The 12,174-nt window shown below is 58.4% G+C and carries 17 protein-coding genes; 10 read left to right on the top strand and 7 right to left on the bottom strand.

What is annotated here, in order from left to right:
- Positions 1–45: 45 nt before the first annotated feature.
- The 7 genes from murA to GIV35_RS24490 form a co-directional block, all read right to left on the bottom strand.
- The gene (gene murA / locus GIV35_RS24520) at positions 46–1,311 is read right to left on the bottom strand and encodes a UDP-N-acetylglucosamine 1-carboxyvinyltransferase (protein ID WP_034126315.1); all 1,266 of its coding nucleotides are present in this window, start codon (positions 1,309–1,311) and stop codon (positions 46–48) included.
- Between the two features lie 23 nt (positions 1,312–1,334).
- Positions 1,335–1,574, bottom strand: a complete 240-nt coding sequence (locus tag GIV35_RS24515; RefSeq protein WP_003188597.1) for a BolA family protein — start codon at positions 1,572–1,574, stop codon at positions 1,335–1,337.
- 114 nt (positions 1,575–1,688) lie between these two features.
- Positions 1,689–1,994, bottom strand: coding sequence for an STAS domain-containing protein (locus GIV35_RS24510; RefSeq protein ID WP_105225788.1), 306 nt, complete (start codon positions 1,992–1,994; stop codon positions 1,689–1,691).
- A complete protein-coding gene (locus tag GIV35_RS24505; RefSeq protein ID WP_054919319.1) occupies positions 1,991–2,638 on the bottom strand; it encodes an MlaC/ttg2D family ABC transporter substrate-binding protein in 648 nt (215 codons plus the stop codon). Before GIV35_RS24505 ends, GIV35_RS24510 begins: the two co-directional genes overlap by 4 nt.
- An 11-nt stretch (positions 2,639–2,649) precedes the next feature.
- Positions 2,650–3,117: an outer membrane lipid asymmetry maintenance protein MlaD gene (gene mlaD / locus GIV35_RS24500; RefSeq protein ID WP_003188593.1), complete on the bottom strand. Its 468-nt coding sequence runs from the start codon at positions 3,115–3,117 to the stop codon at positions 2,650–2,652.
- Positions 3,117–3,914: a lipid asymmetry maintenance ABC transporter permease subunit MlaE gene (gene mlaE / locus GIV35_RS24495; protein WP_003188592.1), complete on the bottom strand. Its 798-nt coding sequence runs from the start codon at positions 3,912–3,914 to the stop codon at positions 3,117–3,119. The genes mlaD and mlaE overlap by 1 nt, the downstream gene beginning before the upstream one ends.
- Positions 3,914–4,723, bottom strand: coding sequence for an ATP-binding cassette domain-containing protein (locus GIV35_RS24490; RefSeq protein WP_003188590.1), 810 nt, complete (start codon positions 4,721–4,723; stop codon positions 3,914–3,916). Before GIV35_RS24490 ends, mlaE begins: the two co-directional genes overlap by 1 nt.
- A 310-nt stretch (positions 4,724–5,033) precedes the next feature.
- Here GIV35_RS24490 and GIV35_RS24485 point away from each other — a divergent pair, with 310 nt between their 5' ends.
- The 10 genes from GIV35_RS24485 to GIV35_RS24440 all read left to right on the top strand — a co-directional run bounded on the left by GIV35_RS24485 (position 5,034) and on the right by GIV35_RS24440 (position 12,042).
- Positions 5,034–6,008, top strand: coding sequence for a KpsF/GutQ family sugar-phosphate isomerase (locus GIV35_RS24485; protein WP_034126314.1), 975 nt, complete (start codon positions 5,034–5,036; stop codon positions 6,006–6,008).
- Positions 6,009–6,533, top strand: a complete 525-nt coding sequence (locus GIV35_RS24480; protein ID WP_054897015.1) for a KdsC family phosphatase — start codon at positions 6,009–6,011, stop codon at positions 6,531–6,533.
- 8 nt (positions 6,534–6,541) lie between these two features.
- Positions 6,542–7,114 carry an LPS export ABC transporter periplasmic protein LptC gene (lptC, locus tag GIV35_RS24475; protein WP_014716937.1) on the top strand — a complete coding sequence of 191 codons (573 nt, stop codon included), beginning with the start codon at positions 6,542–6,544 and terminating at the stop codon, positions 7,112–7,114.
- Positions 7,101–7,634: a lipopolysaccharide transport periplasmic protein LptA gene (lptA, locus tag GIV35_RS24470; RefSeq protein ID WP_032893554.1), complete on the top strand. Its 534-nt coding sequence runs from the start codon at positions 7,101–7,103 to the stop codon at positions 7,632–7,634. The genes lptC and lptA overlap by 14 nt, the downstream gene beginning before the upstream one ends.
- Positions 7,634–8,359 (top strand): LPS export ABC transporter ATP-binding protein, encoded by a 726-nt coding sequence (gene lptB, locus GIV35_RS24465; protein ID WP_003188582.1) that lies wholly within the window; start codon positions 7,634–7,636, stop codon positions 8,357–8,359. Before lptA ends, lptB begins: the two co-directional genes overlap by 1 nt.
- A gap of 184 nt (positions 8,360–8,543) precedes the next feature.
- Positions 8,544–10,037, top strand: coding sequence for an RNA polymerase factor sigma-54 (locus GIV35_RS24460; RefSeq protein WP_034126312.1), 1,494 nt, complete (start codon positions 8,544–8,546; stop codon positions 10,035–10,037).
- Between the two features lie 75 nt (positions 10,038–10,112).
- Positions 10,113–10,418, top strand: a complete 306-nt coding sequence (hpf, locus tag GIV35_RS24455; RefSeq protein WP_003171804.1) for a ribosome hibernation-promoting factor, HPF/YfiA family — start codon at positions 10,113–10,115, stop codon at positions 10,416–10,418.
- Positions 10,419–10,428: 10 nt separating this feature from the next.
- Positions 10,429–10,893, top strand: a complete 465-nt coding sequence (ptsN, locus tag GIV35_RS24450) for a PTS IIA-like nitrogen regulatory protein PtsN (RefSeq protein WP_034126311.1) — start codon at positions 10,429–10,431, stop codon at positions 10,891–10,893.
- Between the two features lie 2 nt (positions 10,894–10,895).
- Complete coding sequence (gene rapZ, locus GIV35_RS24445; RefSeq protein WP_213152968.1) at positions 10,896–11,753, top strand: RNase adapter RapZ; 858 nt, start codon at positions 10,896–10,898, stop codon at positions 11,751–11,753.
- A 16-nt stretch (positions 11,754–11,769) separates the two neighbouring features.
- The gene (locus GIV35_RS24440; protein WP_198715669.1) at positions 11,770–12,042 is read left to right on the top strand and encodes an HPr family phosphocarrier protein; all 273 of its coding nucleotides are present in this window, start codon (positions 11,770–11,772) and stop codon (positions 12,040–12,042) included.
- The last annotated feature ends 132 nt before the right edge of the window (positions 12,043–12,174 follow it).

Here is a 12,174-nt window from a genome sequence, read left to right as displayed (position 1 = left end):
GCTACGCAGTCCAGCGGGAGCAAGCTCCCTCGCCACAAACAGGGACTAGCCCGGTACGCGGCGAATCTTCGCGCCGAGCATCTGCAGTTTCTCTTCGATGCACTCGTAACCACGGTCTATGTGGTAGATGCGGTCGATCAGGGTGTCACCTTCGGCGCACAGTGCCGAGATTACCAGGCTGGCCGAGGCACGGAGGTCGGTTGCCATTACTGGCGCGCCCTTGAGCTTGTCGATGCCGGTGACGATGGCGGTGTTGCCTTCGACCTGGATCTTGGCGCCCATGCGGTGCAGTTCATAAACGTGCATGAAGCGGTTTTCGAAGATGGTCTCGATCACGGCACCGGTGCCTTCGGCAATCGCGTTCAAGGAGATGAACTGCGCTTGCATGTCGGTCGGGAACGCCGGGTACGGAGCGGTACGCACGTTGACGGCTTTTGGCCGCTTGCCGTGCATGTTCAGCTCGATCCAGTCTTCGCCGGTGGTGATCTCTGCGCCGGCTTCCTTGAGTTTTTCCAGGACGGCTTCCAGGATGGTCGGATCGGTGTCCTTGACCTTCACACGGCCACCGGTCACGGCAGCGGCAACCAGGTAGGTACCGGTCTCGATGCGGTCAGGCATGACTTTGTAGGTGGCGGTGTGCAGACGCTCTACACCATCAATAGTGATGGTGTCGGTGCCAGCACCGGAAACCTTCGCGCCCATGGCGTTGAGGAAGTTGGCCAGGTCGACCACTTCCGGCTCGCGTGCGGCGTTCTGCAACACGCTGCGACCGTTGGCCAGGGCAGCGGCCATCATGATGTTCTCGGTACCGGTGACGCTGACGGTATCAAAGAAGAAGTTCGCGCCGCGCAGGCCGCCTTCCGGCGCCTTGGCCTTGATGTAGCCGCCTTCGACGTCAATGACTGCGCCCATGGCCTCAAGGCCACGGATGTGCAGGTCGACCGGACGCGAACCAATGGCGCAACCGCCAGGCAAGGCTACTTCGGCTTCGCCGAAACGGGCAACCATAGGGCCCAGCACCAGGATCGACGCACGCATGGTTTTCACCAGTTCGTACGGAGCGACCAGGGTCTTGATGGTGCGTGGGTCGATTTCGACGGCCAGCTTCTCGTCGATCACCGGCTCAATGCCCATGCGACCGAACAACTCGATCATGGTGGTGATGTCGTGCAGGTGCGGCAGGTTGGCCACAGTCACCGGGCCATCGCACAGCAGGGTCGCTGCCAGGATCGGCAAGGCGGAGTTTTTCGCACCGGAAATGCGAATCTCGCCATCAAGGCGGGCACCGCCGGTAATAATCAATTTATCCATAAGAATCTCGACGCCTTGGGGGCTCAGGTGCGCTCGGCCCAGGCCGCGCGGCTGAAAAATTTCATAGTGACCGCATGGATGCTGCCATCGGTGATCCATGGGTTCAAATGGGCATAGATCTGCTGCTGACGCTTGACCGGGCTCAATGCCGCCAGTTCATCGCTAATCACGTTCAGCTGGAAATTGCAGCCTTCGCCTTCGACTTCTACAGTCGTTTCAGGCAGCTTTCCTTCAAGGAAGCTCTTAACTTCTAGGGCCTGCATGCTCAACCTCTATCGGCGCCCAGTGCGCACGGGTCGCACATCATACAAAAAAGCCCCGCGCCTGCGAACCCCGCATAGCAGGACTCTGACGGGGGGCTTCTTTAATAATGTGTATCAGGGATGCGCCAGCAGCTCGGTCAAACCGGAAACTTCGGCAATCTCGCGCATGTCTTCTGGTAACGCACGGATGCTGACCGGCTTTTTCGCCGCCTCGGCATCACGCATGAAACACAGCAACAACGACAGGCCGACGCTGCTGGACTTGGTCACCGCCGAGCAATCAAGCACCAGCTCTGGCGCCTTGCAGGCCTTGATCAGCGCCTGGCCCTGCTTGCGCAGGTCAGGCCCGGTGCGGTAATCCAGCACGCCGCTGAGGAACAGCTCGCCGGCGTCGCCGATACGAACAGCCGACTCGGTCATTGCGCAGGCTTCCCGGCAGCTTTGTCGGTTTCTTCCTTGGCCTTGGCCACTTCACCGGCCCAACCATTGATGGTCTTGTCCAGATCGTTGCCATTGCGCTGCATCGCGTCGGCGAACTGATCACGGAACAGCTTGCCGATGTTGATACCGTTGATGATCACGTTACGCAGTTTCCACTCACCGTTGATCTTCGTCAGGGTGTAGGACACAGGGTACACGGCGCCATTGCTGCCGGAGACTTTCATCCCGACTTCGGCACGGTCGCCCGACTCGTCCTTGGGCGCATCAACGATAATGCCCTGGTTGTTGTATTCCAGCAGAGCGTTACCGTAGAACTGGAACAGCCCCTTCTTGAAGTTTTCCTGGAACGTCTGCATTTGCGCAGGCGTAGCTTTGCGCGAATATTTGACCGTCATGATGCTTTTGGAGATGCCTTCAGCATCGACCACAGGGCCAACGATCGTGTTGAGCGCGTTGTAGAACCTGGAAGGGTCTTGCTTGTACTGTTCTTTATTAGCCTTGAGGTCAGCCAGCATTTTGCTGGTGGTGTCCTGTACCAAATCGTGGGCAGAACCTGCCGCGTTGGCCATCATCGGCAATGCTGCAAGCAGTACCAGCAGGCCACGTCGCAAGGTAGAGATCATGAACAGATTCCTCATTTAGCGTCTTTATTGACCGTATTGAGCAAAAATTTCCCGATCAGGTCTTCGAGCACCAGCGACGACTGTGTGTCGTGGATGGTCGAACCATCCTTGAGCAGGGCTGTTTCCCCACCCACGCTGACCCCGATGTACTTCTCGCCCAGCAAACCCGCAGTGAGGATAGATGCCGTGGAGTCAGTTGGCAGATTATCTACCTTCTTGTCCAGTTGCATCGTCACCCGACCGGTAAAGCTGTCGCGATCCAGATCGATTGCCGTGACCTTGCCGATGGTGACGCCGGCCATGGTCACTTTGGATCTGACCGTCAAACCGGCGATATTGTCGAAGTACGCGTAAAGTTTATAGGTATCGGCGGTAGGGCTGGCCGAAAGGCCGCTGACTCGCAGGGCCAGCAACAGTAAAGCCAGGATGCCAGCCAGCAAGAAAAGGCCGACACCGATTTCCACAGTGCGGTTTTGCATCAGAAATCTCCAAACATCAAGGCGGTCAAAATGAAGTCAAGGCCCAGTACCGCCAACGAAGCGTATACAACGGTCTTGGTAGTGGCACGGCTGATCCCCTCTGAAGTGGGCTCACAGTCATAGCCTTGGAATACGGCAATCCAGGTCACCACAAAGGCAAAGACGATGCTCTTTATGATGCCGTTGAGCACGTCACCGGTGAAGGTCACGCTGTTTTGCATGTTGGCCCAGTAGGAGCCGTCGTAGACCCCCAGCCAGTCAACCGCCACCCACGAACCACCCCAGATCCCCACCACGCTGAAGATCATTGCCAGCAGTGGCAGGGAAATGAAGCCGGCCCACAGGCGCGGGGCAACAATGTACTTGAGCGGGTCCACGCCGATCATTTCCAGGCTGGACAGTTGCTCAGTGGATTTCATATTGCCGATTTCAGCGGTCAGCGCCGAACCTGCACGCCCCGCGAACAACAAGGCGGTAACCACCGGGCCAAGCTCACGCAACAGGGTCAGGGCCACCATCTGCCCTACCGCCTGCTCCGAGCCGTAGCTGGACAGGATATTGAAACCCTGCAGCGCCAGCACCATGCCGATGAATACGCCGGAGACCACGATGATCACCAGGGACATCACCCCCACCGAGTGCAGCTGCTTGACCAGCAGGCCAAAGCCGCCGCCGATACCGCCGCGCCCCAGCAAGGCGTGAAACAGGAAAATGGTCGAACGCCCCAGCACTTCGACGATGTCGATGCCCGAGCGACCGAAAAGGCGAACCTTCTCGATAAGAGATGTCTTGCGCATCAGCGCTTCCCCAGAAGATCTGAGCGGTAGTCCGCTGCCGGAAAGTGAAAAGGCACCGGGCCATCGGGGTTGCCGGTCATGAATTGGCGAATGCGCGGGTTATCGGCGTTCATCAACTCTTCAGGCGTACCCTGCCCCAGCACCTGACCATCACCCACTACATACAGGTAGTCGGCGATGCTCGCGGTTTCGGCCAGGTCGTGGGAAACCACGATACTGGTGATCCCCAATGCATCGTTGAGCAGGCGGATCAGGCGCACCAACACGCCCATGGCGATCGGGTCCTGACCTACGAATGGCTCGTCATACATGAGGATCTGTGGGTCGAGGGCAATCGCCCGCGCCAAGGCGACACGGCGCTTCATGCCGCCGGACAACTCGTCCGGCATCAGGTCGATGGCACCGCGAAGGCCTACGGCCTGCAGTTTCAACAACACGATGTCACGAATCATTTCATCGGACAGCTGGGTGTGCACCCGCAGCGGGAAGGCTACGTTTTCGAACACATCAAGGTCGGTGAACAGCGCGCCGCTCTGAAATAGCACGCCCATATGCTTGCGCGCATCGAACAGATCGCTGCGCGACAGCGTTGGCAGGTTCTGGCCGTTGACCCACACTTCCCCGGCACTGGGGCGCAATTGCATGCCCATCAGACGCAACAGGGTGGTCTTGCCGCAACCGGAAGGCCCCATGATGCCCGTGACCTTGCCGCGAGGAATGCGAATATCGACGTTATTGAAGATGCTGCGCGTACCGCGCTTGAAGGTAAGACCCTTCAGCTCGACCGCGTAGGCGTTATCGGCACTCATCTAATCTCCTTGGGATGCAGCCTTTCACTCAGACACCATGTGTGCGACTTTGGTTTTCAACAGATGCGCAATAGTTGAGCACATGGGTTGGGCGGACCGAACTGGCGGCGAACTATATCACTGCTGGTACAGAGCCCCCAAGGCCGGAACAGCGCTGGTTCAGATTTGAGACAGGGAAAAAACGTTGCTTGCTATGTTACCGACGGTGGTTTTCAGTTATCCCGCGCACAAAGCCTGACGAACTTGCGTGAGGGAATTGATCATTACCGCTATAATCGCCGACTTTTCGTCAGGCTATACGATTTCAGACATGAGCCAATCCAGCGACCTTATTCAATCCGCACAACGCACCATACGCCTTGAGCTTGAAGCCGTAGAGGGCTTGCTGGCGCATATCGACGCGGATTTCGTGCGCGCCTGCGAGATGATTCTGGCCAGCAAGGGCCGCGTTGTGGTGGTCGGCATGGGCAAGTCCGGCCACATTGGCAACAAGATCGCAGCGACCCTGGCGAGCACCGGGACCACCGCGTTTTTCGTGCACCCGGCCGAAGCCAGCCACGGCGACATGGGCATGATCACCAAGGACGACGTGATCCTCGCCCTGTCCAACTCCGGTACTACCAACGAAATCGTGACCCTGCTGCCGCTGATCAAGCGCCTGGGCATCCAGATGATCAGCCTCACTGGCAACCCTGAGTCAACGCTGGCCAAGGCCGCCGACGTGAACCTGAACGTGCACGTAGCCCATGAGGCCTGCCCGCTGAACCTGGCGCCCACCTCCTCCACTACCGCCGCGCTGGTAATGGGCGATGCCCTGGCGGTGGCACTGCTGGAGGCCCGCGGGTTTACGGCCGAGGACTTCGCATTTTCCCATCCGGGTGGCGCACTGGGCCGTCGCCTGCTGCTGAAAGTGGAAAATGTCATGCATCGCGGCGCCGAGCTGCCGAGCGTTCCACGCGGCACCCTGCTCAGGGATGCGCTGATGGAAATGACCCGCAAGGGCCTGGGCATGACTGCTATCGTCGAAACCGATGGCCGACTGGCAGGGATATTCACCGACGGTGACCTGCGTCGCACCCTGGACCGCACCATTGATATCCATACCGCGACCATCGACGCAGTGATGACCCCTCACGGCAAGACCGCGCGCGCCGAAATGCTCGCGGCCGAAGCGTTGAAAATCATGGAAGATCACCGCATAGGTGCTCTTATCGTGGTCGACGACGATGACCGGCCGATCGGGGCCCTTAACCTTGGCGACTTGCTGCGCGCAGGAGTGATGTAAATGAACAGCGACCTGTTGCAACGCGGTAAAGACATCAAGCTGGCGATTTTCGACGTTGACGGCGTACTGACCGATGGCCGCCTGTACTTCCTCGAAGACGGCAGCGAATTCAAGACCTTCAACACCCTCGACGGCCAAGGCATCAAGATGCTGATGGCAGCGGGCGTGCAAACCGCAATTATCAGCGGTCGAAAAACACCGGTTGTGGAACGCCGTGCACAAAACCTCGGTATTCCTCACCTGTATCAGGGCCGCGAGGATAAACTGGTGGTGCTGGACGAGCTTCTTGGCCAACTCAACCTAAGCTATGAACAAGTCGCCTATCTGGGCGACGACCTGCCAGACCTGCCGGTGATTCGCCGGGTGGGCCTGGGCATGGCCGTCGCAAATGCCGCGGCGTTTGTCCGCGAACACGCCCATGGCATCACCACCGCCCGTGGCGGCGAGGGTGCCGCCCGCGAGTTCTGCGAGTTGATCCTGCGTGCCCAGGGCAGTCTTGAAGCGGCCCACGCCGCCTACCTATAGAGCGTTATATGCTGAGTAAAAAGATTCGCAACTTCCTGTTATTCGGGGTCATCGCCGCGCTGCTCCTGGCGGTGGGCTACTGGAATATCAGCCCGGAGCGCTTTCTCGACAAGCCTGTTGCGCAGGTTGACGAAGGCCTTATCGACTATTACGCCACCAATGCCTACAGCATTCAGTATCTGCCCGACGGCAAGGTGCAGTATGAGATGACATCGGACAAGGTCGAGCACTTGAAGGCTTCCGAAGTCAGCCTGCTGACCAATCCGGACCTGAACCTGTATCGCGGCACCGAATTTCCTTGGCACGTGACCAGCAAGCGTGGCGAAGTCAACCCTGACGGCACCGAAGTTGAACTGATCGACTCGGTTCGCGTCGCACGTACAGACGCGCAGAACCGCGACACCATCATTACCAGCAGTCGCATGACCGTATTCCCACAGAAGCAATATGCGCAGACCGAGCAAGACGTTAGAATCGACGGCGCTGGCGGTGTATCGACTGGCAAGGGAATGAAAGCGTATTTGAAAGAAAGCAGGATACACCTGCTATCGAACGTAAGAGGACAGTATGAGGCTCGTTAAAACTCTCCCTATTTTGCTCGGTCTGGGCGCAGCACTGGGAAGCGTGAGCGCCTGGGCTCTGCCGAACGATAGCCAGCAACCGATCCACATCTCGGCTGACGATGCGCAGCTCGATGACAAGCAAGGTGTCGCCACCTACACCGGCGGCGTGATCATCACCCAGGGCTCGATGAAGATTACCGGCAACACGGTGACCCTGACTCGTACCAAGACCGGCGATATCGATGTGGTGACTTCGGTCGGCAACCTGGCTTATTTCGAGCAGAAGCAGTCCGCTACCGATACAGGCCCCATGAAAGGCTACGGCAAGACTATCCAGTATCACGCCCAGCAGAACCGCATCGTACTGATTGACCAGGCCAAGGTGCTGAGCCCGGACGGCAACTCCACGGAAGGTGAAAAAATCACCTATGACACCGTGAAGCAGATCGCTAACGCCGGTCGCGCCAACGGCAACAAGGTCACCGCACCCCGCCCACGCATCGACATGGTTATCCAGCCGAAGAAGAAGGCCGAGTAATGGCAACCCTGAAAGCCCAGCATCTGGCCAAGGCCTATAAAAGCCGCCAGGTGGTACGCGACGTCAGCCTGTCGATCGACAGCGGCCAGATCGTCGGCCTGCTCGGCCCTAACGGTGCCGGCAAAACCACCTGCTTCTATATGATCGTCGGGCTGGTCCAGGCGGACCAGGGTCGCGTATTGATCGACGACCTGGACGTCAGCCACCAACCCATGCACGGTCGTGCACGGGCAGGTATCGGCTATCTTCCGCAGGAGGCGTCGATCTTCCGTAAACTGTCGGTAGCCGACAACATCATGGCGATCCTCGAGACCCGCAAGGAACTTGATCGCGATGGCCGCCGCCAGGAACTGGAAAGCCTGCTGCAGGAATTCCACATCAACCATATTCGCGACAACCTCGGCATGAGCCTGTCCGGTGGTGAGCGTCGCCGCGTGGAAATCGCCCGCGCCCTGGCGACCGCGCCGAAATTCATCCTGCTGGATGAGCCCTTCGCAGGTGTCGACCCGATTTCGGTAGGTGACATCAAGCAGATCATCCATCACCTCAAGGCCAAGGGCATTGGTGTGCTGATCACCGACCACAACGTGCGCGAGACCCTTGATATCTGTGAAACCGCTTATATCGTCAATGATGGCCAGCTAATTGCCGAAGGCGATGCCGAAACCATCCTGGCCAACGAGCTGGTGAAGGAAGTGTACCTGGGTCACGAGTTCCGCCTGTAAACACAGGGGTGTCGCGCTCTTACCTGAAGCGCGCGGGAGTCAATGGAAACCTCGGTTTTTTTATTGTTACCGCGCTCTAGGCAAAGGCCCCGAGATCAGGCATATAATTTGCTTATGTTTGGCGCTCACGCGCCCTGTCGTGGATGGCGCATTGCGCCGGCGAATAAGGTGTTAAGCCCCTGCCATGAAACCATCGCTAGTCCTGAGAATGGGCCAGCAGCTGACGATGACACCGCAGCTGCAACAGGCCATCCGCCTGCTCCAATTGTCGACCCTGGACCTGCAACAGGAAATCCAGGAGGCCCTGGAGTCCAATCCGATGCTCGAACGCCAGGAAGAAGGCGACGACTTCGATAACGCAGATCCTCTGGCCGATAACATCGAGCAAAAACCCAATTCCGACGTGCAGGAACCCTCCTATCAGGAAACCGCCCCGACGGTGGACAACCTGGAGGAAGGCGACTGGAATGAACGCATTCCCAACGAGCTTCCCGTGGACACCGCCTGGGAAGACGTCTACCAGACCAGCGCCAGCAGCCTGCCAAGCAGCGATGATGACGAGTGGGATTTCACTACCCGCACGTCGGCGGGGGAGAGCCTGCAGAGCCACTTGCTGTGGCAACTGAACCTGGCGCCGATGTCCGATACCGATCGCCTGATCGCGGTCACCCTGATCGATTGCATCAATAACCAGGGTTACCTGGACGAAACCCTCGACGAGATCCTCGAGGCCTTCGACCCGGAACTGGATATCGAACTGGACGAAATCGAAGCCGTCCTGCACCGCATCCAGCAATTCGAGCCCGCAGGCATCGGGGCACGCACACTCAGCGAGTGCCTGTTACTGCAACTGCGCCAATTGCCGGCCAAGACGCCATGGCTCACCGAAGCGCAACGCTTGGTCAGTGACTACATCGACCTGCTGGGCAGTCGCGATTACAGTCAACTGATGCGCCGTATGAAGCTCAAGGAAGATGACTTACGCCAGGTCATCGAGCTGGTGCAAAGCCTCAACCCGCGTCCAGGCTCGCAGATCGAGTCCAGCGAAGCCGAATATGTGGTGCCCGACGTCATCGTGCGCAAGGACAACGAACGCTGGCTGGTGGAGCTGAACCAGGAGTCGGTACCGCGCCTGCGGGTCAACCCGCAATACGCAGGTTTTGTGCGCCGCGCCGACACCAGCGCCGATAACACCTTCATGCGCAACCAGTTGCAGGAAGCGCGGTGGTTCATCAAGAGCCTGCAAAGCCGCAACGAAACCCTGATGAAAGTCGCAACTCAGATCGTTGAACACCAGCGCGGTTTCCTGGAGTACGGCGACGAGGCCATGAAGCCTCTCGTGCTGCACGACATCGCCGAAGCCGTCGGCATGCATGAATCGACGATTTCCCGGGTTACCACGCAGAAATTCATGCATACCCCACGGGGTATTTATGAGCTGAAATACTTTTTCTCCAGCCACGTCAGCACCTCTGAAGGCGGTGAATGCTCGTCCACGGCGATCCGCGCGATCATCAAAAAACTGGTTGCCGCTGAAAATCAGAAAAAGCCGTTGAGTGACAGCAAGATCGCTGGTTTACTGGAGGCACAAGGCATTCAGGTCGCCCGTCGAACCGTCGCCAAGTACCGCGAGTCCCTAGGGATCGCGCCTTCCAGCGAGCGTAAGCGGTTGATGTGACGGGCGGGCCACAGCGTTCCAGTGGTGGGTATTCCTGCCCACCGCTTTATGCACTGGCAACGAAGGAGAAGCTGTATGCAAGTCAACATCAGTGGACACCAGCTGGAAGTCACCAAGCCCCTGCGTGAATACACCGAGAGCAAACTGAACAAGCTTGCGGGGCATTTTGACAAGATCACCAACGTGCAGGTCATCATGGAGGTCGATAAGCTCAAGCAGAAAATCGAGGCCACCCTGCACGTACCGAATGCCAAGCTCGTCGCCAATGCGGAACATGAAGATATGTACGCGGCCATTGACTCCCTCTACGACAAGCTCGACCGCCAACTCATAAAGCATAAGGAAAAGAATCTGCACCTGATGCAAGGTACAGGTCGTTAACTCTCCCCCCATGATCCGACTTGAAAACATCCTGACCCCCGGCCGTTCCCTCGTGAACGTGCCGGGCGGCAGTAAAAAGCGCGCCCTCGAACAAATTGCCAACCTGATCGCCCGGGAAATTCCGGATCTGGAGATGCAAGATGTCTTCGAAGCTCTGATTGCCCGTGAAAAACTCGGCTCCACCGGTTTTGGCAACGGCATCGCGATCCCCCACTGCCGCCTCAAAGGTTGTGATAAACCTGTGAGCGCGCTGATGCACCTGGACGCTCCGATTGATTTCGACGCCATCGACGGCGCCCCGGTCGACCTGCTGTTTGTGCTGCTGGTCCCGGAAGCCGCCACCGATGCGCACCTGGAACTGCTACGGCAGATCGCCAGCATGCTAGACCGCAAGGATGTACGCGACAAACTGCGCAGCGCCTCCAGCAATGAAGCGTTGTACCAAGTTGTCCTGGATGAACAAAACGGGCAGTAATCATGCGTTTGATCATCGTCAGCGGTCGCTCCGGCTCCGGTAAGAGCACCGCCCTCAATGTACTTGAGGACAACGGCTTCTATTGCATCGACAACCTGCCCGCCGGCCTGCTGCCAGAGCTGGCGGAACGTGCACTGATCCATACCGAATTGGCGCAGCCGCTGGTTGCGGTCTCGATTGATGCGCGCAACCTGCCCAGCCACCTCTCGCGCTTCCCGGAACTGTTGGAAGAAGTGCGTGCCAAGCACATTCATTGCGATGTGCTGTACCTGGATGCCGACGAAGAAACCCTGCTCAAGCGTTTCTCCGAAACCCGTCGACGTCACCCCCTCAGCAGCGCCAACCGCTCCCTGGCTGAAGCCATCGAGGACGAGACCAAGCTGCTCGGGCCGATCATTGACCTGGCCGACCTGAAGATCAACACCACCAACCTGAACCTGTATCAGTTGCGCGACGCGATCAAGCTGCGCCTGCTGAACCAGCCTGAGCCGGGGACGGCGTTCCTGGTCGAGTCGTTTGGCTTCAAGCGGGGCATGCCGGTAGATGCCGACCTTGTGTTCGATGTGCGCTGCCTGCCCAACCCTTACTGGAAGCCGGAGTTGCGCGACCAGTCGGGGCTGGATCAGCCCGTGATCGACTACCTGGCCGCACAACCGGACGTAGAAGAGATGTTCCAGGATATCTCCACCTACCTGCTCAAATGGTTGCCGCGCTTTGCCGCCAGCAATCGAGCCTATGTCACCATTGCCATTGGCTGCACTGGCGGCCACCACCGCTCGGTCTATCTGACTGAACGCCTGGGCCAGGTGCTGCAACAAACCCTCAAGAACGTCCAGGTTCGCCACCGCGACCTTAGCTGAAAGGAACACCACTGCGATGCCGGCTCGGGAAATTGAAATCATCAACAAGCTGGGCCTGCACGCCCGGGCGTCAGCTAAATTCGTCGGCGTGGCCGGCCAGTTCCCCTGCCAGATCCGTGCTGGGCGTACGCCAGAGTCCATGGTCGATGGCAAAAGCATCATGGCGATGATGATGTTGGCGGCCGGCAAAGGCACCAAAATCCATCTGCGCACCGAAGGCGAGCAAGAAGACGAAGCAATGGCCGCGCTGGTCGAGTTGATCAACAACTACTTCGACGAAGGCGAATAACCCCTACTGTAATTAGATGGACTCGCCCAAGCCGAGGCGTCTATGCGCCACGGTGGCATTCTTATAGAAGCCAACGACAGCGAGGGCGAGCCCATGAAAAAGCATACGACGATCAATCAGTCTTTGTCAGCC

It is taken from the genome of Pseudomonas sp. PA-1-6B, from assembly GCF_021609545.1.
Lineage (GTDB): Bacteria > Pseudomonadota > Gammaproteobacteria > Pseudomonadales > Pseudomonadaceae > Aquipseudomonas > Aquipseudomonas fluorescens_BV.
This window is presented reverse-complemented; position numbering and strand designations above follow the sequence as displayed.

Bases quoted from the DNA above. Each gene is read 5' to 3' on its own strand.
- ptsN (WP_034126311.1), top strand. From the start codon at position 10,429: ATGATCCGACTTGAAAACATCCTGACCCCCGGCCGTTCCCTCGTGAAC.
- murA (WP_034126315.1), bottom strand. From the start codon at position 1,311: ATGGATAAATTGATTATTACCGGCGGTGCCCGCCTTGATGGCGAGATT.
- GIV35_RS24515 (WP_003188597.1), bottom strand. From the start codon at position 1,574: ATGCAGGCCCTAGAAGTTAAGAGCTTCCTTGAAGGAAAGCTGCCTGAA.
- GIV35_RS24510 (WP_105225788.1), bottom strand. From the start codon at position 1,994: ATGACCGAGTCGGCTGTTCGTATCGGCGACGCCGGCGAGCTGTTCCTC.
- GIV35_RS24485 (WP_034126314.1), top strand. From the start codon at position 5,034: ATGAGCCAATCCAGCGACCTTATTCAATCCGCACAACGCACCATACGC.
- hpf (WP_003171804.1), top strand. From the start codon at position 10,113: ATGCAAGTCAACATCAGTGGACACCAGCTGGAAGTCACCAAGCCCCTG.
- lptC (WP_014716937.1), top strand. From the start codon at position 6,542: ATGCTGAGTAAAAAGATTCGCAACTTCCTGTTATTCGGGGTCATCGCC.
- GIV35_RS24490 (WP_003188590.1), bottom strand. From the start codon at position 4,723: ATGAGTGCCGATAACGCCTACGCGGTCGAGCTGAAGGGTCTTACCTTC.
- lptA (WP_032893554.1), top strand. From the start codon at position 7,101: ATGAGGCTCGTTAAAACTCTCCCTATTTTGCTCGGTCTGGGCGCAGCA.
- GIV35_RS24480 (WP_054897015.1), top strand. From the start codon at position 6,009: ATGAACAGCGACCTGTTGCAACGCGGTAAAGACATCAAGCTGGCGATT.
- rapZ (WP_213152968.1), top strand. From the start codon at position 10,896: ATGCGTTTGATCATCGTCAGCGGTCGCTCCGGCTCCGGTAAGAGCACC.
- mlaE (WP_003188592.1), bottom strand. From the start codon at position 3,914: ATGCGCAAGACATCTCTTATCGAGAAGGTTCGCCTTTTCGGTCGCTCG.
- lptB (WP_003188582.1), top strand. From the start codon at position 7,634: ATGGCAACCCTGAAAGCCCAGCATCTGGCCAAGGCCTATAAAAGCCGC.
- mlaD (WP_003188593.1), bottom strand. From the start codon at position 3,117: ATGCAAAACCGCACTGTGGAAATCGGTGTCGGCCTTTTCTTGCTGGCT.
- GIV35_RS24505 (WP_054919319.1), bottom strand. From the start codon at position 2,638: ATGATCTCTACCTTGCGACGTGGCCTGCTGGTACTGCTTGCAGCATTG.
- GIV35_RS24440 (WP_198715669.1), top strand. From the start codon at position 11,770: ATGCCGGCTCGGGAAATTGAAATCATCAACAAGCTGGGCCTGCACGCC.
- GIV35_RS24460 (WP_034126312.1), top strand. From the start codon at position 8,544: ATGAAACCATCGCTAGTCCTGAGAATGGGCCAGCAGCTGACGATGACA.